At 70.5% G+C, this 21,310-nt stretch carries 17 protein-coding genes; 6 read left to right on the top strand and 11 right to left on the bottom strand.

Annotated elements, in window-relative coordinates; all coding sequences use genetic code 11:
• Nucleotides 1–71: 71 nt before the first annotated feature.
• Both ACZ4LX_RS10445 and ACZ4LX_RS10450 read right to left on the bottom strand, forming a co-directional pair.
• The gene (locus ACZ4LX_RS10445) at nucleotides 72–1,640 is read right to left on the bottom strand and encodes a PucR family transcriptional regulator (protein WP_467640714.1); all 1,569 of its coding nucleotides are present in this window, start codon (nucleotides 1,638–1,640) and stop codon (nucleotides 72–74) included.
• Nucleotides 1,641–1,808: 168 nt separating this feature from the next.
• Nucleotides 1,809–4,160 carry an ATP/GTP-binding protein gene (locus tag ACZ4LX_RS10450; RefSeq protein ID WP_467640716.1) on the bottom strand — a complete coding sequence of 784 codons (2,352 nt, stop codon included), beginning with the start codon at nucleotides 4,158–4,160 and terminating at the stop codon, nucleotides 1,809–1,811.
• Between the two features lie 279 nt (nucleotides 4,161–4,439).
• Between ACZ4LX_RS10450 and gabT the strand changes: the two genes are divergently transcribed.
• The gene (gene gabT, locus ACZ4LX_RS10455) at nucleotides 4,440–5,780 is read left to right on the top strand and encodes a 4-aminobutyrate--2-oxoglutarate transaminase (protein ID WP_467640719.1); all 1,341 of its coding nucleotides are present in this window, start codon (nucleotides 4,440–4,442) and stop codon (nucleotides 5,778–5,780) included.
• A gap of 293 nt (nucleotides 5,781–6,073) precedes the next feature.
• Entirely contained in the window at nucleotides 6,074–6,892 is an 819-nt protein-coding gene (locus tag ACZ4LX_RS10460) for a phosphatase PAP2 family protein (protein ID WP_467640722.1), read from the top strand.
• Here ACZ4LX_RS10460 and ACZ4LX_RS10465 read toward each other — a convergent pair.
• The 8 genes from ACZ4LX_RS10465 to ACZ4LX_RS10500 form a co-directional block, all read right to left on the bottom strand.
• Complete coding sequence (locus ACZ4LX_RS10465; RefSeq protein ID WP_467640724.1) at nucleotides 6,843–8,672, bottom strand: chitinase; 1,830 nt, start codon at nucleotides 8,670–8,672, stop codon at nucleotides 6,843–6,845. The genes ACZ4LX_RS10460 and ACZ4LX_RS10465 overlap by 50 nt on opposite strands.
• 63 nt (nucleotides 8,673–8,735) lie before the next feature.
• Nucleotides 8,736–9,209 carry a hypothetical protein gene (locus ACZ4LX_RS10470; RefSeq protein ID WP_467640727.1) on the bottom strand — a complete coding sequence of 158 codons (474 nt, stop codon included), beginning with the start codon at nucleotides 9,207–9,209 and terminating at the stop codon, nucleotides 8,736–8,738.
• Nucleotides 9,210–9,355: 146 nt separating this feature from the next.
• The gene (locus ACZ4LX_RS10475) at nucleotides 9,356–10,771 is read right to left on the bottom strand and encodes an NAD(P)/FAD-dependent oxidoreductase (protein ID WP_467640730.1); all 1,416 of its coding nucleotides are present in this window, start codon (nucleotides 10,769–10,771) and stop codon (nucleotides 9,356–9,358) included.
• Between the two features lie 23 nt (nucleotides 10,772–10,794).
• Nucleotides 10,795–11,595, bottom strand: a complete 801-nt coding sequence (locus ACZ4LX_RS10480) for an ABC transporter permease (protein ID WP_467640733.1) — start codon at nucleotides 11,593–11,595, stop codon at nucleotides 10,795–10,797.
• Nucleotides 11,595–12,521, bottom strand: coding sequence for an ABC transporter permease (locus ACZ4LX_RS10485; RefSeq protein WP_467640736.1), 927 nt, complete (start codon nucleotides 12,519–12,521; stop codon nucleotides 11,595–11,597). Before ACZ4LX_RS10485 ends, ACZ4LX_RS10480 begins: the two co-directional genes overlap by 1 nt.
• Entirely contained in the window at nucleotides 12,518–13,666 is a 1,149-nt protein-coding gene (locus tag ACZ4LX_RS10490) for an ABC transporter ATP-binding protein (RefSeq protein ID WP_467640739.1), read from the bottom strand. Before ACZ4LX_RS10490 ends, ACZ4LX_RS10485 begins: the two co-directional genes overlap by 4 nt.
• Before the next feature lie 53 nt (nucleotides 13,667–13,719).
• The gene (locus ACZ4LX_RS10495) at nucleotides 13,720–14,970 is read right to left on the bottom strand and encodes a polyamine ABC transporter substrate-binding protein (protein WP_467640742.1); all 1,251 of its coding nucleotides are present in this window, start codon (nucleotides 14,968–14,970) and stop codon (nucleotides 13,720–13,722) included.
• 201 nt (nucleotides 14,971–15,171) lie between these two features.
• Nucleotides 15,172–16,686, bottom strand: coding sequence for a gamma-aminobutyraldehyde dehydrogenase (locus ACZ4LX_RS10500; RefSeq protein ID WP_467641133.1), 1,515 nt, complete (start codon nucleotides 16,684–16,686; stop codon nucleotides 15,172–15,174).
• Between the two features lie 205 nt (nucleotides 16,687–16,891).
• Between ACZ4LX_RS10500 and ACZ4LX_RS10505 the strand changes: the two genes are divergently transcribed.
• Nucleotides 16,892–17,476, top strand: coding sequence for an NADAR family protein (locus ACZ4LX_RS10505; RefSeq protein WP_467640745.1), 585 nt, complete (start codon nucleotides 16,892–16,894; stop codon nucleotides 17,474–17,476).
• Between the two features lie 229 nt (nucleotides 17,477–17,705).
• Here the strand turns inward: ACZ4LX_RS10505 and ACZ4LX_RS10510 are convergent, their stop codons facing one another.
• The gene (locus ACZ4LX_RS10510; RefSeq protein ID WP_467640748.1) at nucleotides 17,706–18,515 is read right to left on the bottom strand and encodes a DUF4190 domain-containing protein; all 810 of its coding nucleotides are present in this window, start codon (nucleotides 18,513–18,515) and stop codon (nucleotides 17,706–17,708) included.
• A 119-nt stretch (nucleotides 18,516–18,634) separates the two neighbouring features.
• On the opposite strand from ACZ4LX_RS10510, the gene ACZ4LX_RS10515 reads away from it, so the two are divergent.
• The 3 genes from ACZ4LX_RS10515 (at nucleotide 18,635) to ACZ4LX_RS10525 (ending at nucleotide 21,275) form a co-directional block, all read left to right on the top strand.
• Nucleotides 18,635–19,669: an adenosine deaminase gene (locus ACZ4LX_RS10515; protein WP_467640751.1), complete on the top strand. Its 1,035-nt coding sequence runs from the start codon at nucleotides 18,635–18,637 to the stop codon at nucleotides 19,667–19,669.
• Nucleotides 19,670–19,693: 24 nt separating this feature from the next.
• Nucleotides 19,694–20,404 (top strand): glycerophosphodiester phosphodiesterase, encoded by a 711-nt coding sequence (locus ACZ4LX_RS10520; protein ID WP_467640754.1) that lies wholly within the window; start codon nucleotides 19,694–19,696, stop codon nucleotides 20,402–20,404.
• A gap of 64 nt (nucleotides 20,405–20,468) precedes the next feature.
• Nucleotides 20,469–21,275 (top strand): SAM-dependent methyltransferase, encoded by an 807-nt coding sequence (locus tag ACZ4LX_RS10525; RefSeq protein WP_467640757.1) that lies wholly within the window; start codon nucleotides 20,469–20,471, stop codon nucleotides 21,273–21,275.
• Nucleotides 21,276–21,310 lie beyond the last annotated feature (35 nt).

Genomic DNA, 21,310 nt, shown 5'->3' on the forward strand with positions numbered 1-21,310 from the left:
TGGGAGGGCTCCGGCGGACCGGCGGTCGTCACAGGGCTACGGGTAGCTCCGGCAGGTCGGCGGTGGCCTGCCTACGAGGCCGTGGGAGGGCTCGCGACCTTGAGCGCCAGCCACAGCTCCATCCGTACGTCCGGGTCGTCCAGCGAACGGCCCAGGATCTCTTCCACCCGGCGCATGCGGTAGCGCAAGGTGTGCCGGTGGACGCCCAGGTCCGCGGCGGCCGCGTCCCACTGGCCGTGGCGGGAGAGCCAGGCCCGCAGGGAGGCGACGAGGTCGCCCCGCCCCTTGGCGTCGTGCTCGTACAGGGCACGGAGCATGCCGTCGGCGAAGGCCCTGACCGCGTCGTCCGCGAGCAGCGGCAGCACGGACCCGGCCGCCAGTTCCTCGTGCTCGACCAGGGCTCTTCCTCGGCGACGGGCGACCGAGAGGGCCTGCTCGGCCTGTTTGTACGCGGCCGAGACGGCGATCGGTCCCGCGGGGGCGGAGAGGCCGACGACCACCTCACCGTCCTCCGCGGCCGGTTCGTGCGGGGGCGCGGCCTCCTGGGCCTCGGCGTAGGCGGCGCAGGCGGCGACCGCGGCACCCCCGTCGGCGGCCAGCACGACGAGGCGTCCGCCCTCGGGCACCATCAGCAGCGTTTCCCCGGAGCGGGCGGCTGCGGTCTCCATGGCCTCGGTGAGCGGCGTCGTGGCCGACGCTTCGGCGGCCTCGGCGATCAGCAGCCGGAAGGGCGCGTCCAGCAGACCGCCGTACAGATCCCCGGCGACGCCGCGCGCGTGGTCGGGCTGACCGGCCAGGAGCATACGCAGTACGGCGGCGCCGAGCCGCTGTTCGGCGCCTTGGAGGGAACGGGAACGGGCCGTCGTGAGGGTGAGCAGGGCGACCGCCGAGTGCACCGCGTAGCGCTCCGCGGTGCCGAGCGCGGCTCCGGTGCCCACGGCCAGTGCGCCCCGGCCCCGTCGGCCGGTGCCCAGGGACTGGAGCTCGACGCGGTCGTCGGCCCCGCCCACGACGACGCTGGCCGGTGCCGGGCGCTCCCGCAGGCGTTCCACGTCGGGGGTGAGCCGGGCGGCGCGGCGGGCCGCCCAGTCGGGGGCGGCGGCCACGACGGCCCCGGAGGCGTCGTACAGCGCGGCCCAGCCGTCGATGTGCGCGGCGAGCCGGGTGAGGAGCTCGGCGGGGCCGTCGCCGGCCAGGGCCGCCCTGGTGAGTTCCCGCTGCGCCTCGAAGCCCGCGGTGACGGCCCGGTACTGATCGGCGGCGATCTCCGAGGAGACGGCCTTGGCGATGGCGAGGAACGGGGTGCGGCGCGGCACTTCCAGCAGGGGCAGCCCGGCTTCCTCGGCGGCGTCGACCAGGGGCTGCGGTACGTCGTCGTAGGTGACGCCGACGGCGAAGCCCAGTCCGACGACGCCGGCTCCGGCGAGCCGTCGCACGTACCGCCGCATGGCCTCCGGGTTCTCCGCGTCCAGGTTGGTCGCGGTGACCAGCAGCAGCTCACCGCCCTCCATGTAGGGGACGGGGTCGGCCAGCTCACTGGCATGCGCCCAGCGCACCGGTGTGTCGAGCCGGTCCGCCCCCGCACGCACCGTGAGTTTGAGCGCCGAGTGCTGGACGAGCGAGGCGAGCGTGGGGGGCATGGGGATCGGGGGACCTTTGGGAGGGGGCGGGGAGCATCGTGCACGGCATCGGACACAGCATGGGCCACTCCGCATGTCGGCGTCGGCCGCCATCCGCGTCGGCCTTGGCCACCGCGTATGAACGACTCACCCCGATTCTGCCAGGACGGACAGGTGTGCCCTGCTCGTTCAGTCGCGCAGGTCCACCAGGAGCGGCGGTGCGTGCTCGCCGCGGACCGTGGTCAGGGAGAGCACCGCGTGGCCGTTGGGCACGCGATGCGCAAGATCGGAGGCCGACCAGCGCTCACGTTCGACCTTGCGCACGGTGACCGCGTCGGTCGTCACGGCCTTGCCCGTGGCCAGTTTGCGCAACGCGTGCATGGCGCGGGTCAGGGGCTGGTCGGCGAAGACCGTGTGCTTGGCGACCTCGGTGGTCTCCACCCATTCGGTGCCCCATGCCTTCGCGAAGAGCTGTCCGTCCCAGGTCGTCACCCCCGAGAACGTCATGTGACAGCCGACCGAGCCGAGCAGCGCGGTGTGCAGATTCTCCGGCACGTCGCCGAGTGCGCGCAGGGTGAACAGGACTCCGGCGTTGGAGTTCCGCAGGCGCTGTACGGCCCGTACGGACTCGGACGTGACGGCGTGGGTCGCGTCGTCCAGGACCAGGAAGGCGAACAGCGAGCGGTCCCTGCGGGCGGCCGCGCCCGAGGTGAACTGCGCGAGCACCAGCCTGGTGATGATGTGCGAGGCCTCGGGGTGGCCCCGCTCCGGCAGGTCGACGCGGACCCGCAGGGGGTGCTCCAGGGTGCGGAGCGAGAAGGGCCGGCTCTCCCCCGTCGTGTCGAAGAACCCCGCGAAGGCCGGCCGGTCCAGGACCGCGATCCGGTCGGCGAGAGTCAGTCCCGGGTCACCCGGCGCTCCCGACTGCCGGGTACGGGCGTCGAGCTCACGGATGTACGAGTGGTGCGCTTCCGCGTCCAGCCGGGCACGGAGGTCCGAAGCCTCGGCCGACGAGCCGTCGAGCAGCTCACGCAGCACCGGGACGGCCGGAAAGCGTCCGTGGACGGCACGGTAGGGCCCGATGAGCTGGGCGAGCGCGGTCGCGGCACGTTGTACGTCCACCTCCGGCAGGTCCCCGGCGAGAGCCTCGGCCAGCATGGCCGCCGCCTCGTCGGGATTGTCGGTCCCGCCGTAGAGGTCGAAGTCGTGGACCGAGGCGGGGTCCCCCGGCTTGACCACCACGTCGAAACCGTTGTCGGGGCCGAGCTGGGTTCCCGCGGCGCAGACCGCGACCACAGCCGCCTTCCCGGCGAGCGCCTGGAGGGCGAGGGATTCCACCACGGGCCGCACCACGTGGCGGGTCTTGCCCGAGCCGAAGGGACCGACCGCGAGCAGCGATGACCCCAGGGAGCGAGGGTCGACGGCGGCACCCGCGCCCCGGCGGGCGGCCGGGTTGCGGTCGATCTCCGCGTACCGGCCGAGACGTACCTGCGAAGTGAGCAGATCGTGGGTGGCGGAACGGGTCGGCAGGTCCCGGTCGCCGGACGGGTGCAGACAGGCTCGCGCGCCGTGGCCGGACACGGCGTCGGTGAACCGGCCGAGTTTCGAGGCATCGGCCCGCACCGAGCTCCAGGCCCGCCGGATCCGTACGAAGTCGACGTCGTTCATGCGCCCGGCATGCTCCTCCGCCATCAGCCGGTCCGCGGCCGCCGTCTGGCCGGCGGCGCGGAGCTGGGGCCAGTCGGCGACGACCGCCTCGGCCGTCACGGGCTCCGGCTCCTCCTTCCGGCCGTTCAGCGCCTCCCGCACGCAGGTGAGCCAGTCACCCGCGCGGGCGATGGGGAGCAGGATCAGGGCGGCACCCACCAGGTGGTAGGCGGTACTGAAGTTCTCCAGGCTCGCCGCGTTCTGCTCGTTGGTGCCGCCGAACAGCCAGGAACGCGGCGTCAGCCCGAGGACCAGATAGAAGAAGGGCAGCAGATCGTCGGACTTCACGAAGACCCAGACGAGTACGGCGCCGGCCAGTGCGGTGCGCAGGGCCCGGCCCGGCTGGGTCGGGACGACCGCGTAGCGGCGGAAGGCCTCGTACCAGTTACCCAGTCGGCCGAAGCCGTAGATCACCAGACAGGCGACCAGACTGTTGTAGATGTAGATGGCGTTCTGGGCCGCCTCGGGCCGTTCGAGCCCCCACCAGTCGGTCGGCGTGACCAGCTCAAGGAGAATCCTGCTGTGCGGAATGTACCCATTGCGCCACAGCGACCAGACGAGAACGGCCGCGAGCAGCGCCACCACCGCCCCGCCGATGAGCGCACGGTCGGGCACCCGGTCCGGGTCCTCCTCGGGGCGCGGCGTGTGGCCGAAGCGCCACAGGCCCGGCTCGGCGGGCGCGCGCGGAGTACTCAGCCACTCACGGAGCGGGGGCCCCGAGGCCGGTGCGTAACCCGGCCGGGGCGGGGGTGCGGACGGAGGCGGGCCCGCGGGGCGCGGCACGGGATGGCCGGAGCGGGTACCGCGTGAGTCGTACGTGCCCTCGGTGTCCATGTGCTGTCCCTCGTCCCCTGACCAGCGCCGACCGGTAACTCCGGGCGCACGCACCCGAAGTCATCAATCTAGTGCCCCGTGCCACCTCGCCGGACGCGGTCCGCCAGGGTTGTCCTGAGCCGCACCCCCGGGCGCCGCGGCTCCGGCCGAATGACCCTCACTATGTCCGCGGCGGACAACGCGGTCCGGCCATCACTCCCGATCGGAGCATGCCGGACCCCCGCCCCCACCCCTAGCCTGCAGAGAGAGAAGCGTCCGAAACACCCCCAGGAGCCCCGCATGACCGCAATTCCGCAGGAGCGCCGCGTCGTCACTGCCATTCCCGGCCCGAAGTCCGTGGAGCTGCAGGCCCGCCGGCTCGCGACGGTCGCCGCGGGGGTGGGCTCCACCCTGCCGGTGTTCACTGCCCGGGCCGGCGGCGGAATCATCGAGGACGTGGACGGGAACCGTCTGATCGACTTCGGTTCCGGCATCGCCGTGACGTCCGTCGGCGCCTCCGCCGAGGCCGTCGTGCGCCGCGCCTCCGCCCAGTTGGCCGACTTCACCCACAGCTGTTTCATGGTCACGCCCTACGAGGGCTACGTCGAGGTCTGTGAGCAGCTCGCCGAGCTGACGCCGGGCGACCACGCGAAGAAGTCCGCGCTGTTCAACTCGGGCGCCGAAGCCGTCGAGAACGCGGTGAAGATCGCCCGCGCGTACACCAAGCGCACCGCAGTCGTCGTCTTCGACCACGGCTACCACGGCCGGACCAACCTCACGATGGCGCTGACGGCGAAGAACATGCCGTACAAGCAGGGCTTCGGCCCGTTCGCGCCCGAGGTCCACCGCGTACCGGTGGCGTACGGCTACCGTTGGCCGACCGGTGCCGAGAACGCCGGCGCGGAGGCCTCCGCCCAGGCCATCGACCAGATCACCAAGCAGATCGGCGCGGACAACGTCGCCGCAATCATCATCGAGCCGGTCCTCGGCGAGGGCGGCTTCATCGAGCCGGCGAAGGGCTTCCTGCCGGCGATCGCGCAGTTCGCCAAGGACAACGGCATCGTCTTCGTCGCCGACGAGATCCAGTCCGGCTTCTGCCGCACCGGTCAGTGGTTCGCCTGCGAGGACGAGGGGATCGTCCCGGACCTGATCACCACCGCCAAGGGCATCGCGGGCGGCCTCCCGCTCTCCGCCGTGACCGGCCGCGCCGAGATCATGGACGCGGCGCACGCCGGTGGCCTCGGTGGCACGTACGGCGGTAACCCGGTCGCCTGCGCCGGGGCGCTCGGCGCCATCGAGACGATGCGCGAGCTGGACCTGAACGGGAAGGCGAAGCGCATCGAGGAGGTCATGAAGGGCCGGCTCGCCGAGATGCAGTCGAAGCTGCCCAACGGCGGCCTCATCGGTGACATCCGGGGCCGCGGCGCGATGATCGCGATCGAGCTGGTGAAGGCGGGCACCAAGGACCCGAACCCGGAGGTGGCGGCCGCGCTGGCGAAGGCCTGCCACGCCGCGGGCGTTCTCGTCCTCACCTGCGGCACGTACGGAAACGTCCTGCGCTTCCTGCCGCCGCTGATCATCGGCGAAGACCTGCTCAACGAGGGCCTGGACGTCATCGAGCAGGCGTTCGCCGGGGTCTGACCTCTGCCGTCCGCCCGGCGTCCGGAACCATCGGACGGTCCCATCAGGCCGTCCGATCCGCGCGGTCCCGTCGGGCCGTCCGACACGGGTGGTCCCGTCCGGATCGGACGCGGGCGGTTCCGTCCGCGTGGCCTGATCCGCGTGACCCGCACCGTCCCCGGAGGCGGCGCACGGCGTTTTCTCCGGGGATGCCCGGTGCCCGCGTGAGGGCCTGTGAAGAACGTGTGCGGGGGCGATGGCGGGATACCGTTGCCGCTGTCGGTCCCCCACCGCCTGACGTACGGTTTCCGCAGATGAGAGATACACCCCGCCCGCAGGGGACTGCGGGCGATACCGGGTCGGGGCTCCCCCAGCGCCGTCCTGGTTGTGCCTTCGCGCACGCCACTGGAGCCTCCGGCTCCGGAACTCCTCACCGATCGGACGGCCGCCCGCCCCACACCCCCCGGGGCGCGCGGCATTCCGGTCCCACCGTCCGGCCCGGAACAACCCCCCCTGTTCCGGGCCGGACGGCCCTCTTCCTCTCCGTGGTGTCGGGTCTGTCGGCCCTGTTCGCGCTCACCACCTGGCAGATCGCGGCCGACGGCCCGCTGCGCGGGCTGGACGAGCGCACCGGCCGGGCTCTCGTCGGGCACGGTCCGGAGCGGTTCACCGAATTCCTCGCCGATCTCGGCAACATGCAGGTCGCGCTCCCGGTCCTCGGCTGCGCGATCGTCCTTGCTCTGGTCCGCGGGGAGCGCCGGGCTCCCCTCGCCGCCGCCCTGGCCATGATCGCGGTGCCGCTGCTCGTCGTCCCGCTCAAGGACTGGATCGCCCGTCCGGGGCCGCTGACCGACGCCACCGGCTACTACCCGTCGGGCCATGCCGCGACGGCAGCGGTCGCGTACGGCGCCACGGCTCTCCTGCTTGCCCCGTATGTGCGGCGCGCGTGGATGATGCCCGTCGCCGCCGTCCTGATGACGGTGGCGACGGGCATCGGTCTGGTGCTCCGCGGCTACCACTGGCCGCTGGACGTGCTCGGCAGCTGGTTTCTGTGCGGAGTGATGCTGGTGGCGCTGTGGCTGCTCAGCCGCCGAAGTACGCGTCGAAGTTCTTCGAGAACTCCCAGTTGTTGAAGCGGTCCCAGTTGACGGACCACGTCATCAGCCCGCGCAGACCCGACCACGTTCCGTGCGTGGCGTACGAGCCGCAGTCGGTCTTCTTCGTCAGGCAGTTCAGCGCCTTGGTGACCTCGGCCGGGGAGGTGTGCCCGTTGCCCGCCTGGGTGGAGGCCGGCAGGCCGATGGAGACCTGGTCGGGGCGGAGGCCGGGGAAGATCTTCGTCTGGTCGCCCGCGACGGGGAACCCGGTCAGCAGCATGTCGGTCATCGCGATGTGGAAGTCGGCGCCGCCCATCGAGTGGTACTGGTTGTCCAGACCCATGATGGAACCCGAGTTGTAGTCCTGGACGTGCAGCAGGGTGAGGTCGTCGCGCAGCGCGTGGATCACCGGCAGGTAGGCACCGGCGCGCGGGTCCTGGCCGCCCCACGGTCCGGAGCCGTAGTACTGGTAGCCGAGCTGCACGAAGAAGGTCTCGGGGGCCATGGTGAGGACGAACTTCTCGCCGTACTTGGCCTTGAGGGTCTTCACCGCGGAGATCAGGTTCACGATCACCGGCGTGGTGGGGCTGCGGAAGTCGGTGTCGCCGGTGTTCAGCGAGAGCGAGTGGCCCTCGAAGTCGATGTCGAGGCCGTCGAGGCCGTACTCGTCGATGATCTTGCTGACCGAGGAGACGAAGGTGTCACGGGCGGCGGTGGTGGCGAGCTGCACCTGGCCGTTCTGGCCGCCGATGGAGATCAGCACCTTCTTTCCCGCCGCCTGCTTGGCCTTGATGGCCGCCTTGAACTCGGCCGCGGACTCGACGTTCGGGCACTCGGTGACCGGGCAGAGCGAGAAGCGGATGTCGCCGGAGGTGACGGAGGTCGGCTCGCCGAAGGCGAGGTCGATGACGTCCCAGGAGTCGGGCACGTCCGCCATCCGGGTGTAGCCGGAGCCGTTGGCGAAGCTGGCGTGCAGATAGCCGACGAGTGCGTGGGCCGGCAGGTCCGCGGAGCCGCCTCCCCCGGTGCTGCCGGTGGCCGTGGTGGCGGAGACCGCGGCCGACTTCGCGGACTCGCCCGCGGAGTTGGTGGCGGAGACCTGGAAGCTGTACGCGGTCGAGGCGGTCAGGCCCGTCACGGTCGCCGAGGTGCCGGTGGCGGAGAGGACCTTGGTACCGCCCCGGTAGACGTTGTAGCCCGTGGCGCCCGCGGCCGCGGTCCAGGACAGCGGGACCGAGGACGCGGTGGGCGTGCCGGCCCTGAGGCCCGCGGGGACGGCGGGGAGCGCCACCGGGTCGCCGCCGGGGCCTACGAGGGTGAGGTCATCGGCGTAGTAGGCGGGGGTGCCGTACCAGCCGTGTGTGTACACGGTGACCGAGGTGGTCGAGGCACCCGTTTTGAACGTCGTGGTGAGCTGCTTCCAGTCCCCGGCCGACTGCGTCCAGGTGGACGCGTCCGTCGTGCCGGTGCCGTCCGCGCCCAGGTAGACGTAACTGCCCTGCACCCAGGCGCTCAGCGTGTACGTGGAATCGGGCTTGACCGTCACGGTCTGGGAGCACTTGGCGTTGTCGCTGCCGGCCGGGGTCGCCTTCAGCGCCGAGATGCCGCCATGTACGGGCGTGCTGACGGCGGCTCCGCTGCCGCCCGTACAGTTCCAGCCGGTCAGGCCGGCCTCGAAGGTGCCGTTGCTCGCCAGATCGGCGTCGGCCGCGACGGCGCCGGTCGCCGTGGCGACCAGGCCGCCGACGGCCAGAAGGGCGGCCGAGAAGACGGCCAGAAGTCCGGTCATGCGGGCGGGGGGTCCCGTGCGTTCCACAACGGCCTCCGTGCAGGGGGGAATTGATGGTGGCGCACAACATGGTCCAGACCAATCGAGTTGTCAAGACCTCTGGCAGCCGTCCCCCCTGTCCCGGCCCCTCGCCACGGCTTCGTGCATCGCCAGTTCCAGCAGCGTGGCGTCGGTGAGTGTGCCCGATCCGTCCGGCGGGATCAGCCAGCGCACCCCGCCGACGGCGGCACGCGCCGGGTGGGGGACGACGATCCAGGTGCCCGTGCCGGCACCCCGCACCCCGGTGCCCACCCAGCGGGTGACCGTGCCCGGCGGCACGAAGAAGCCCATGCGGGCGTCGCCGAAGTCGGCGAGGACCGGTCCCGGCCGGTCGACGAGGCGGGAGACCACGTCGAGCGTCGGACGGCCGAGCTCCCCCGGAAGAATGAGTACGTCCCAGCGCCTGCCGGCGGGCAGGAGCACGATCCCCCTCGGATCACGCTCCCATTCCCACCGGCAGGCGCCGGGATCCGGCGCCGCCGACGCAAGCCACTCGACTGCTGCCCTGACCTCCGTGCCCACCATGGCCGGCCTCCGTTCCGTGTCGCACCGGCAGGAGTTGCCGGCGCGTTCACCAGGGAGAGAGCGGTCGGGCCGATCCCTTACGCGGGTTCGGCTACCCATCGGTAGTGAGCTGGGTCACGGGGATCGTCTCGGCCATGCTCCGTGGCTCAGCTGTCGAAGCCGAGGCCCAGCCGGTCCATCGTCCGCAGCCACAGATTGCGGTGGCCGCCGTTGTCGTCCGCCCTGGCCAGCGAGCGCTTCGTCAGCTCGATCCCGGCCCATGCGAGGGGCTCCGGCGGGAACGGCACCGGCTTCGTGCGCACCATCTCCAGGGCGGTCCGCCCGGTGGGCCGGCCCGCGAGAAGGTCGAGCATGACATCGGCGCCGAACCGGGTGGCTCCGACGCCGAGTCCGGTGAATCCGGCGGCGTAGGCGACCCGGCCCTGATGGGCCGTTCCGAAGAATGCGGAGAACCGGGAACAGGTGTCGATCGCACCGCCCCAGGCATGACTGAAACGCACACCCGCCAATTGCGGGAAACACTCGAAGAACTGCCCGGCGAGCTTCAGGAACGTCTCGGGCCGCTGGTCGAGTCCGGAACTGAGCCGGCCGCCGTACGGATAGATCGCGTCATATCCGCCCCACAGAATCCTGTTGTCCGCGGAAAGGCGGAAGTAATGGAACTGATTGGCGCTGTCACCGAGTCCCTGCCGGTTCTTCCAGCCGATGGACGCGAGCTGTTCCCCGCTCAGCGGCTCGGTCATCAACGCGTAGTCGTAGACCGGGACGGTGTACGGACGGACCCGCTTCACGAGCGAGGGGAAGATGTTCGTGCCCAGCGCGACGCGGCGGGCGAGGACCTTGCCGTACGGCGTCCGGACCGCCATTCCGGTTCCGGTTCTGGCCAGTTCCAGTCCGCGAGTGGTCTCGTAGATCCGCACACCGAGGTCGAGACAGGCTTGCTTCAGACCCCAGACGAGCTTCGCCGGATGCAGCATCGCGACGCCGCGCCGGTCCCAGAGACCGCCCAGGAAGGTCGGCGAGTCGACCTCGGCGCGGAGCGCGTCAGCGTCGAGGAAGTCGACTCCTCCGAAACCCTGCCGTTCAGTCTCCTGATGCCATTCCCGCAGCTCTTCGAGCTGGTGGGGCTGGGTGGCGACATCGATCTCGCCCGTGCGCTCGAACTCGCAGTCGATGGAGTAGCGGGCCACGGCCGCCTCGATGGCGTCAAGGTTGTGGGCGCCCAGTTCCTCCAGCTTCCCGATCTCGTCCGGCCAGCGGTCGAGACCGTTGGGCAGCCCGTGGGTGAGGGACGCGGCACAGAATCCGCCGTTGCGGCCCGAGGCGGCCCAGCCCGTCTCGTGCCCCTCGATCAGGACGACATCGCGTTCCGGTTCACGTTCCTTGGCGAGCAGCGCGGTCCACAGTCCGCTGTAGCCGCCGCCGATGACGAGGAGATCGCAGTGCTCGTCGCCGGTGAGCGCGGGAAGCGCCTCGGGCTTGCCGGGGTCGTCGAGCCAGAACGACACCGGCTTCGCGTCGGAAAGTGATTGTGCGGCAGTACGCATGGCAGCTGGGGCCATGGTTTCCAACTCCTTCGGGACTTTCAGGGTCGCGCGTTCTTCCGCCGGTTCGCGATCAGCTGGCCGACGAGTACCACCAGTACCGCAATGATGAACATCGCCGTACCGATGACGTTGATCTGCACGGGCGTGCCGCGCTGTGCCGAGCCCCAGACGAACATGGGGAAGGTCACGGTGGAGCCCGCGTTGAAATTGGTGATGATGAAATCGTCGAAGGAGAGCGCGAAGGCGAGCAGCGCTCCCGCGGCGATTCCGGGGGCGGCGATCGGCAGCGTCACCCGCACGAAGGTCTGGACCGGTCCGGCGTACAGATCGCGGGCCGCCTCCTCCAGCCTCGGGTCCATCGACATGACGCGTGCCTTGACGGCGGTCACGACGAAGCTGAGGCAGAACATGATGTGTGCGATGAGGATCGTCCAGAAACCCAGCTGCGCGCCCATGTTGAGGAAGAGGGTGAGCAGCGAGGCAGCCATGACGACCTCGGGCATCGCCATCGGCAGGAAGATCAGCGAGTTGATCGCGCCCCGTGCCCGGAACCGGTAGCGGACCAGGGCGAACGCGATCATCGTGCCGAGTACGGTCGCGCCGACCGTGGCCCAGGCGGCGATCCGCAGGGACAGCGAGAGCGAGCCGCACATGTCGGCGACGCCGCAGGGGTCCTTCCAGGCGTCCAGCGAGAAGCGCTGCCAGGAGTAGTTGAAGCGCCCGTTGGGCTTGTTGAAGGAGAACACCATCACGACGATGTTCGGCAGGATCATGTAGGCGAGGGTCAGCAGACCCGCGATGACGACCAGATGGCGTCGCAGCCGGCGCAGTACGGGCATCAGACCAGGTCCTCCGTGCCGGAGCGGCGGATGTAGACGGTGACCATGATCAGGACGACCGCCATGAGGATGAAGGAGAGCGCGGCCGCCGTCGGGTAGTCGAGGACGCGCAGGAACTGGGTCTGGATGACGCTGCCGACCATCTTGGTGTCGGTGGAGCCCAGCAGTTCCGCGTTGACGTAGTCACCGCTGGCCGGGATGAAGGTCAGCAGGGTCCCGGAGACGACCCCCGGCATGGAGAGCGGGAAGGTCACCTTGCGGAAGGTGGTGGCGGGGGTCGCGTAGAGGTCCCCGGCCGCCTCGTGCAGCCGGCCGTCGATCCGCTCCAGGGAGGTGTAGAGCGGCAGGATCATGAACGGCAGGAAGTTGTACGTGAGGCCGCAGACCACTGCCATCGGAGTGGCCAGCACCCGGTTGTTCTCGGTCCAGCCGAGCCAGCTGGTGACGTCCAGGACGTGCAGCGTGTTCAGTACGTCGACGACCGCACCGCCGTCCGCGAGGATCGTCTTCCAGGCGAGCGTACGGATCAGGAAGCTGGTGAAGAAGGGCGCGATGACCAGCACCAGCACCAGGTTGCGCCAGCGCCCGGCCTTGAACGCGATGAAGTAGGCGAGCGGGTAGCCGAGAAGCAGGCACAGGACCGTCGCGGTGCCGGCGTACAGCAGGGACCGGATGAACTGCGGGTAGTAGTCGGCCAGCGCGTCCCAGTACGTCCGGAAGTGCCAGGTGACCTCGAAGCCCTTCTCCAGGGATCCCGTCTGTACGGAGGTCGAGGCCTGGTAGACCAGCGGCAGGGCGAAGAAGACGACGAGCCAGAGGATGCCCGGGAGCAGCAGCCAGTAGGGGACGAGGCGCCTGCGGGTGGAGGGCTTGCGCACGTCCGGCTCGGTGGCGGGCGCCGGTGGCGCCTCCTTGGTGAGGGTCACGCCGCGTCCTCCACCGTCTCCACACCGGCGTCGATGTCCTGGGCCGCGTCGAGGCCGAAGGTGTGGGCCGGGTTCCAGTGCAGGACGACCTCGGCGCCGGGGGTGAGGCCGGTGCGGGATTCGACGTTCTGCTCGTAGACGTGCAGCGCCTTGCCCGCCGGGCTCTCGACCACGTACTGCGTGGAGACGCCGATGAAGCTGGAGTCGACGATCCGGCCGGTGACCCGGTTGCGCCCGTCCGCTATCGCGTCCGCCTCGCCGGCGCGGGCGAGCGATATCTTCTCCGGACGGATGCCGAGCAGCAGTCTGCCGCCGTTCCCGGTGGGCCCGGCGCACCGGTCGGCGGGCAGCCGCAGCTTGCCGCCGCCGGCCGCGACGACGAGGTCGGTGCCGCCGGAGACGACTTCGCCCTCGATGAGGTTCGAGGTGCCGAGGAAGTTGGCGACGAAGGTCGTACACGGGTTCTCGTACAGATCGGCGGGGGCGCCGAGCTGCTCGACCCGGCCCGCGTTCATCACCGCGACGGTGTCGGCCATCGTCATGGCCTCCTCCTGGTCGTGGGTGACGTGGATGAAGGTGATGCCGACCTCGGTCTGGATGCGCTTGAGTTCGAGCTGCATCTGGCGGCGCAGCTTGAGGTCGAGGGCGCCCAGCGGCTCGTCGAGCAGCAGTACCTGCGGGTGGTTGATCAGGGCGCGGGCCACGGCGACGCGCTGCTGCTGGCCGCCGGAGAGCTGATGGGGCTTGCGCTTCGCGAAGTCGCCGAGCTGGACGAGTTCCAGCATGTCGTCGACCTGCTTCTTGACCGACTTGATGCCGCGGCGGCGCAGTCCGAAGGCGACGTTCTCCGTGATGTCGAGGTGCGGGAACAGCGCGTAGCTCTGGAAGACCGTGTTGACGGGCCGCTTGTACGGGGGGAGGCCGGTGATGTCCCGGCCGCCGAGCGAAATGGTGCCGGTGGTGGCGTCCTCCAGGCCCGCGATCATCCGCAGGGTGGTGGTCTTGCCGCAGCCGGACGCGCCGAGCAGCGCGAAGAAGGAGCCCTGCGGGACGGTCAGATCGAGCGGTTGGACGGCGGCGAAGGAGCCGTACGTCTTGCTGATCCCGGTGAGGCGGACGTCGCCGCCTGTCTGCTGCTGTGTCATGGATCGCAGTCCCAGTGGTGTCAGAGGGAGATCAGGAGAGGAGGGGCACGGCGTCAGGCACCGATGAGCTTGGCGAACTTCTCCTCGTACGCCGTCTCTTCCTTGGAGGTGAGGGATCGGAAGGCGTGCGACCTGGCGGCCATCGCCTTGTCCGGGAGGATCAGGGTGTTCGCGGCCATCGCCTTGTCGATGGCGGCGAGCTCCTCGCGGACTCCGTCGACCGGGCAGACGTAGTTGATGTACGCGGCGAGCTGGGCGGCGACCGGGGGCTCGTAGTAGTAGTCCATGAGCTTCTCGGCGTTGGTCTTGTGCCGGGCCTTGGCCGGGACGAGCATGTTGTCGCTGGAGGTGATGTATCCGGCGGCCGGGATGGCGAACTTGATGTCCGGGTTTCCGGCCTGGAGCTGGATGATGTCGCCTGCCCAGGCGACGCAGGCGGCGATGTCGCCCTTGTCGAGGTCGGCGGTGTAGTCGTTGCCGGTGAAGCGGCGTATCTGGTTCCTGTCGACGCCCTTCTGGAGCCGGCCTATCGCCGCGTCGTAGTCGGCGTCGGTGAACTTCCCCGGGTCCTTGCCCATGTCGAGCAGGGTCATGCCGACGGAGTCGCGCATCTCGGAGAGGAAACCGACCCGGCCCTTGAGCGTGGGGTCGTCGAGCAGCTGCGTCACGGAGTCGACCTTGCGGCCGTCCGTCGCCTTGGAGTTGTACGCGATGACGGCCGGGATGCCGGTCCAGGGGTAGGAGTAGGCGCGGCCGGGGTCCCAGTCGGGGGTGCGGAACTGGGGCGAGAGGTTGGCGAAGGCGTGCGGCAGGTTCGCCGGGTCGAGCTTCTGGGCCCAGCCGAGCCGGATGATACGGGCGGCCAGCCAGTCGGTGACGATGATCAGGTCGCGGCCGGTGTCCTGGCCGGCCGCGAGCTGCGGCTTGATCTTCCCGAAGAACTCGACGTTGTCGTTGATGTCCTCGGTGTACTTGACCTTGATCCCGGTGCGTTCGGTGAACGCGTCCAGGGTGGGCCGGTGTTTCTCGTCCTCGCCGACGTCCATGTACTCGGTCCAGTTGGAGAAGTTGACGCGCTTCTCCGTGGCCGAGTGGTCGTCCGAGGCAGCCGCCGCGTCGCCCTCCCGCTTGGCCGGCGGGATGCCGCACGCGCTCAGCGTCCCCAGCCCGCCGACCGCCAGTGCGCCGAGGCCTGAGGCGCGCAGCAGCGATCGGCGGGTGAGAGCTCCTCTGCCGTGGGTCAGACTCCGGCGCATCGCGGCCAGCTGGACCGCGGAGAGACGCTCGGGCTCGTACTGCTCCATACGCGTTGCCCTTTCGGGTGGGTGTGCGGCCGGACCGGCCGGGTTGGACCGTCCGTCACAGGGGGGTGGCGGCGCGGGGCGGGCGGGTGCGTGTGCCGCGTTGTCGTCGGTCACCAGGGCTGCGCCATGGCTCGATGCCTCCGCATCGCAGCCGCGCGCATCCGGTCCCGTTCCCTCTTGCCCCCGTGTGGCGGACGGGTCCTACCGGTCCCCGAAGACCGTGCGGTGCCAGTCCTTCCTGGCAACCGCGGTGTTGTCGTACATGACGTGCTTGACCTGCGTGTACTCCTCGAAGGAGTACGACGACATGTCCTTGCCGAACCCGCTGGCCTTGTATCCGCCGTGCGGCATCTCGCTGATGATCGGGATGTGGTCGTTGATCCAGACGCAGCCCGCCTCGATCTCGCGGGTGGCACGGCCCGCCCGGTACAGGTCACGGGTCCAGGCGGAGGCCGCGAGTCCGTAGGGGGTGTCGTTGGCCAGGGCGATGCCTTCGTCGTCGGTGTCGAAGGGCAGCACGACCAGGACGGGGCCGAAGATCTCGGACTGGACGATCTCGCTGTCCTGCGCGGCCCCGGCGACCAGGGTCGGCCGGTAGTACGCGCCGTCGGCCAGGTCTCCGCCCGGGGCCTCGCCGCCGGTGACGACGGTGGCGTAGGCGCGGGCCCGCTCGACGAAGCCGGCGACCCGGTCACGCTGGGCGTGGCTGATCAGCGGGCCGAGGTCGGTCTTCGGGTCGAACGGGTCGCCGAGCCGGACGGTCTCCATCAGTGCGGCGACCCCCTGGACGAAGGCGTCGTGGAGCGGGCGCTGGACGTAGGCGCGGGTGGCCGCCGTGCAGTCCTGGCCGGTGTTGATGAGGGCGCCGGCGACGGCTCCGTTGACCGCGGCCTCCAGATCGGCGTCGTCGAACACCAGGAAGGGGGCCTTGCCGCCGAGTTCGAGGTGGAGGCGCTTGACGGTGGAGGTGGCGATCTCCGCGACGCGCTTGCCGACGGCGGTGGAGCCGGTGAAGGAGGTCATCACGACGTCGGGGTGGCCGACAAGGTGCTCGCCCGCCTCCTTGCCGGTGCCGGTGACGATGTTGATGACGCCGTCCGGGATGCCCGCCTCGGTGGCCGCCTGCGCGAACATCAGCGAGGTCAACGGGGTGATCTCGGCAGGTTTGAGCACGATGGTGTTACCGGCCGCGATGGCCGGCAGGACCTTCCAGGCGGCCATCTGGAGCGGGTAGTTCCAGGGGGCGATCGAGCCGATGACACCGATCGCCTCACGCCGTACGTACGAGGTGTGGTCGCCGTCGTACTCGGCGGCCGACCTGCCCTCCAGATGGCGGGCGGCGCCGGCGAAGAAGGAGGTGTTGTCGACCGTGCCCGGAACGTCGAACTCGGTGGAGAGCTTGACCGGCTTGCCGCACTGGAGGGATTCCGCGTACGCGAAGTCGTCCGCCTGCCCGGCGAGGACCGCGGCGAAGCGGTGCATGGCCTCGGACCGTTCGGCGGGGGTCGCTCCCGACCAGCCGGGGAAGGCCTCGCGCGCGGCGGCGACGGCCGCGTCCACGTCGGCGGTTCCGGCCGTCTCGTAGGTGTAGACCGTTTCACCGGTGGCCGGATTCACCACCTCGTGCCTGTGCCCTGATGTGCCGGACCGCAGCCTTCCGCCGATGTACTGCGCGCCGTCCGCGAAGCGGTCCTGCACCTGGAAGCTGTTGCCCATCATGCTCTCCTCCGCCGCTGCCCGCAGACCGGGGGCGGCGTAGCTTCTGCTCGATTTGAGTGCCGATCCTGACAGAGGGGACTGAGCCCAACAAGTGATTCCGTTGTTGCCTTTTGGTTACGCGACGGAATCTGTCGACCATGTGTCGTGTCGGCGCGGAATTCCCCGTACGTATTGTCAGTGGCGGATGTCAGACTCGCGTGTCATGGAACACATCGGGGATGTCCGGGATGTCGGCGGGCTCGTGGCCCTGGCCGGCCGGAGCGGAAGCGAGCGGGTCAAGTATCTGCTGTTCTGGGGACACCGGCCGCGCCCGGACGGCCGGATCGGTGCGAGCTGTCTCAGCCAGTGGTGGCCGTCGCCGTTCACGGTCGACGGGGTGACGTACGCGTCGGCCGAGCACTGGATGATGGCCGCCAAGGCGAGACTGTTCGGAGACGCGGAGGCCATGGAGCGGGCCGTGGCGGCGAAGAGCCCGGCGGAAGCGAAGAAGGTGGGCCGGCTGGTCCGCGATTTCGACGAGCCCGTCTGGGAGCGCGAGCGGTACGGCCTGGTGGTGGCGGGCAGCGTGCACAAGTTCGGCCAGAACCCGGAGCTGGGCGGGTTCCTGCTGGCCACGGGCGACCGGGTGCTGGTCGAGGCGAGCCCGATGGACCGGATCTGGGGCATCGGGCTGGCGGCGGACGACCCGCGCGCGGAGGATCCGGCGACGTGGCGGGGGCTGAATCTGCTGGGATTCGCGCTGATGGAGGCGCGGGCCGGGCTGCGGAGCGGGTCGGGCGGCATATGAGACGGTCTGCGGGGCGGAGGGGCTGCTCCCCACCGCCCCGCAGACCGGTTTCCCGGCCGCTTGTCGGGCAGCACCCGGACCGGGGACATCATCATGAGCATGCGTCGGACGTCATCATGGGTCGCCGATTGCCGATGCCGTCCTGTGGTCGTCGACGCCCGCGGGAGCCGTCACCGCGTCCCGGCCGCGCACAGCCCCGGGGTTCGTCGACGGCCGGCGGCCGAGGCCGTCACCGTGCGTCGTCGACGACCAGTGACGCCCCGTAGGTGTCGTCGACGTAGGTGTCGTCGTCGAACTCGTCCGCGTGCGTGGCGATGAGCCAGATGAGGCCTCCGATGATGAGAACGCCGATGGCCATGCCGATGGACCCCAGGATGATCCCGGCCAGCGCCTGGCCGGAGTTGTCGGCCTCGCCCCGGGCGACCCGCTTACGGCCGAGGATGCCGAAGATCAGCGCGAGCACACCCAGGATGAGACTGGGAATGCCGTAGACGCAGAAGAGGCAGACGGCCAGGATCCCCAGGACCATCGCAGCCGTGCCCATGCCGTTGGCGGGCCCGGCCCCCCACCCGGGCTGGCCGCCGTAGCCGGGGTAGCCCGGGTACTGCTGGACCGGGTAGCCGTACTGCGGCTGCTGCGGAGCCGGGTAGCCGTACTGCCCGGCGGGCGGCGGTACCGGCTGACCCGGACCGTTCGGCCCGAGCGGTGGTGCCGGCACCGAGCCGGGACCCTGCCAGGGATCCGTCGGCTGTCCCTGGCCGGGCGGACCGAAACCGGCGGTGGGTATCGGGCCCGTCCCGGGGCCCGGCATCGATGTGACCGTCCGCTGGTCGTGCGCCGACGACGGATCGGGAGTACCGGCGTCCCCGGTGTTGCCGGTGTCCCCGGTGTTGCCGGTGTCCCCGCTGTTGCCGGTGTCCCCGTCCTGTACCGGGCGGGAATCCGCGGTGTTCTTCTCCAACGGCACCCTGCTGCTCGGCGGAGCCCACGGATCTCGCGGCACGGACCCGTCAACGGGCCGTTCTGAGCTGTCTGACATGGGCCTCCCCCATCGTAATGCCCGTCATGCTACGGGCCGCGTGGTCCTACGATGACTCCCGTCCCCTGCCCGGGTCCCCATGTGCCGGGCCCGTGCCACTCCTGTCCCCGGAGGATCCGATGACCGATCTGCACCCCTTCATCGCGGGGCTGCCCAAGGCCGAACTCCATGTCCACCATGTCGGCTCGGCCTCGCCCCGTATCGTCGCCGAACTGGCCGCGCACCACCCCGACTCCAAGGTCCCCACCGCCCCCGAGGCGCTGGCCGACTACTTCTCCTTCACCGACTTCGGCCACTTCATCGACGTGTACCTCTCGGTCGTGGACCTGATCCGTACCCCGGAGGACGTCCGGCTGCTGACGTTCGAGGTCGCCCGCGACATGGCGCGGCAGAACATCCGGTACGCGGAACTGACCGTCACCCCCTTCTCCTCCACCCGCCGGGGCATCCCCGAGCAGGCGTTCATGGAAGCCATCGAGGACGCCCGCAAGGCCGCCGAGTCCGAGCTCGGGGTCGTCCTGCGCTGGTGCTTCGACATTCCGGGCGAGGCAGGGCTGGAGGCCGCCGAGGAGACCACCCGGCTCGCCGTGGACCTGCGGCCCGAGGGGCTCGTCTCCTTCGGTCTCGGCGGCCCCGAGATCGGAGTCGAGCGGCCGCAGTTCAAGCCCTACTTCGACCGGGCGATCGCGGAGGGCCTGCACTCCGTACCGCACGCCGGTGAGACCACGGGACCGCAGACGGTCTGGGACGCGCTGACCTCGCTGCGGGCCGAGCGCATCGGCCACGGCACCAGCTCGGTGCGCGATCCCAGGCTGCTGGCCCACCTCGCCGAGCACCGCATCGCGCTGGAGGTCTGCCCCACCTCCAACATCGCGACCCGCGCGGTCGCGGACATCGAGCAGCACCCGGTCAGGGAGATGGTGGAGGCCGGTGTCCTGGTCACCATCAACAGCGACGACCCGCCCATGTTCGGTACGGACCTCAACAGCGAGTACGGAGTGGCGGCCCGCCTCCTCGGCCTCGACGAGCGGGGCCTTGCCGCGCTCGCGAAGAACGCCGTCGAGGCGTCCTTCCTCGACGCGTCCGGCAAGCGCGCGCTGTCCGCCGAGATCGACACGTACACGGCGAAGTGGCTGGAGCAGACCGGCCGGTGACCGTTCGGTGGTGACAATGACCCCATGGCCACTGTCACCCCTGTCACCGCCGTCGCGCACCGCGGCGATCCGTACCGTGTTCGGGAGAACACCCTCGCCTCGATCCGCTCCGCTCTCGAACGGGGCGCGGACGCGGTCGAGATCGATGTCAGGCTCACCCGCGACGGCGTGCCGGTCCTGCTGCACGACGCCACGCTGAAGCGGCTCTGGGGGCACAACCTGCGGCTGGACCGGCTCACCCACCAGGAGGTGACCGAGCTGACCGGGGGCGCTGTACCGACCCTGCGCGAGGCGCTGCTCGCCGCCGGGGCGCACCGCGTCATGGTCGATCTCCCCGGTTCCACCGACGCGTCCGTACGGAAGACCGTCGGCGTCGTCCGGGAGTGCGGGGCCGGGGAGCGCGCCTACTACTGCGCCGGGCCCGAAGCGATGCTGCGGGTGCGGGCCGCCGACCCGTCCGCCGAGATCGCGATGACCTGGACGACGCTCGCGCCGCCCCGGGCGGCGCTGCTGGACGCCGTACGGCCCCGCTGGCTGAACTACCGGTTCGGGCTGGTGAGCAGGGAACTGACGGACCGCAACCACCGGGACGGACTGCTGGTCTCGGCGTGGACGGCCGACACCGGCCGCACGATGCGCCGGCTGATCCGGCATGGTGTGGACTCCATCACCACCAACCGGATCGATGTCCTGCACACGGTGAAGGCCGACTTCGGCACCACCGGGAGATCTTGACCGGTCCGGCATCATGGAGAGGACCTCATCGCCCCGATGCCAGGCCGGCGCCAAGGAGCCAGACGTGACCGCCCCCCGCAGCGATTCCCCGCCCGCCCGCGTCCGTTCCGACGTCGTCCACAACGCCCGGGTCTGGAACTACTGGCTCGGCGGCAAGGACCACTTCCCGGTGGACCGGGCGGTCGGCGATCAGGTCACCGGCATGTATCCGGGCATCGGCGAAGTGGCGCGGGCCGACCGGGCGTTCCTGGGACGGGCGGTGCGGTATCTGGCCGGTGACGCGGGCATCGGCCAGTTCCTGGACATCGGCACCGGCCTGCCGACCGCGGACAACACCCATGAGGTGGCCCAGCACACCGCACCCGACGCCCGCGTCGTCTACGTCGACAACGACCCCATCGTCCTGGCGCACGCCCGCTCGCTGCTGACCAGTTCCCCGGAGGGGGCGACCGAGTACATCGAAGCGGACGCCCGGAATCCGGAAGCCATCCTGCGGGCCGCGCAGCCCACCCTCGATCTGGAGCGCCCGGTCGCGGTCATGCTGCTGGGCATCCTGAACTTCGTCCCCGACACGGGCGAAGCGCTGCGCATCGTCCGCAGCCTGATGGACTCGGTGCCCTCCGGAAGCCATCTGGTCCTCACCCACCCCACGCTGGAACTGGGCGGTGAGGGCAACGAGGCGGCGATGCGGTTCTGGAACGAGCACGCCACGCCCCCGATCACCGCCCGTGGCCGTTTCGAGTTCGCCTCGTTCCTGGCCGGACTCGACCTCGTGGAGCCAGGCATCGTCTCGTGCGCGCACTGGCGCGCCGCACCCGGCCGGGCCGGGGCCGCGGTCGCCCAGTTCGGTGCCGTGGCACGCAAGCGCTGACAGCGCGGCCCCGTGCACATACAGGACGTCGTGTC

Source organism: Streptomyces sp. NPDC026062 (genome assembly GCF_055568375.1).

Bases quoted from the DNA above. Each gene is read 5' to 3' on its own strand.
- ACZ4LX_RS10445 (WP_467640714.1), bottom strand. From the start codon at position 1,640: ATGCCCCCCACGCTCGCCTCGCTCGTCCAGCACTCGGCGCTCAAACTC.
- ACZ4LX_RS10450 (WP_467640716.1), bottom strand. From the start codon at position 4,160: ATGGACACCGAGGGCACGTACGACTCACGCGGTACCCGCTCCGGCCAT.
- gabT (WP_467640719.1), top strand. From the start codon at position 4,440: ATGACCGCAATTCCGCAGGAGCGCCGCGTCGTCACTGCCATTCCCGGC.
- ACZ4LX_RS10460 (WP_467640722.1), top strand. From the start codon at position 6,074: ATGAGAGATACACCCCGCCCGCAGGGGACTGCGGGCGATACCGGGTCG.
- ACZ4LX_RS10470 (WP_467640727.1), bottom strand. From the start codon at position 9,209: ATGGTGGGCACGGAGGTCAGGGCAGCAGTCGAGTGGCTTGCGTCGGCG.
- ACZ4LX_RS10475 (WP_467640730.1), bottom strand. From the start codon at position 10,771: ATGGCCCCAGCTGCCATGCGTACTGCCGCACAATCACTTTCCGACGCG.
- ACZ4LX_RS10480 (WP_467640733.1), bottom strand. From the start codon at position 11,595: ATGCCCGTACTGCGCCGGCTGCGACGCCATCTGGTCGTCATCGCGGGT.
- ACZ4LX_RS10490 (WP_467640739.1), bottom strand. From the start codon at position 13,666: ATGACACAGCAGCAGACAGGCGGCGACGTCCGCCTCACCGGGATCAGC.
- ACZ4LX_RS10495 (WP_467640742.1), bottom strand. From the start codon at position 14,970: ATGGAGCAGTACGAGCCCGAGCGTCTCTCCGCGGTCCAGCTGGCCGCG.
- ACZ4LX_RS10500 (WP_467641133.1), bottom strand. From the start codon at position 16,686: ATGGGCAACAGCTTCCAGGTGCAGGACCGCTTCGCGGACGGCGCGCAG.
- ACZ4LX_RS10505 (WP_467640745.1), top strand. From the start codon at position 16,892: ATGGAACACATCGGGGATGTCCGGGATGTCGGCGGGCTCGTGGCCCTG.
- ACZ4LX_RS10510 (WP_467640748.1), bottom strand. From the start codon at position 18,515: ATGTCAGACAGCTCAGAACGGCCCGTTGACGGGTCCGTGCCGCGAGAT.
- ACZ4LX_RS10515 (WP_467640751.1), top strand. From the start codon at position 18,635: ATGACCGATCTGCACCCCTTCATCGCGGGGCTGCCCAAGGCCGAACTC.
- ACZ4LX_RS10520 (WP_467640754.1), top strand. From the start codon at position 19,694: ATGGCCACTGTCACCCCTGTCACCGCCGTCGCGCACCGCGGCGATCCG.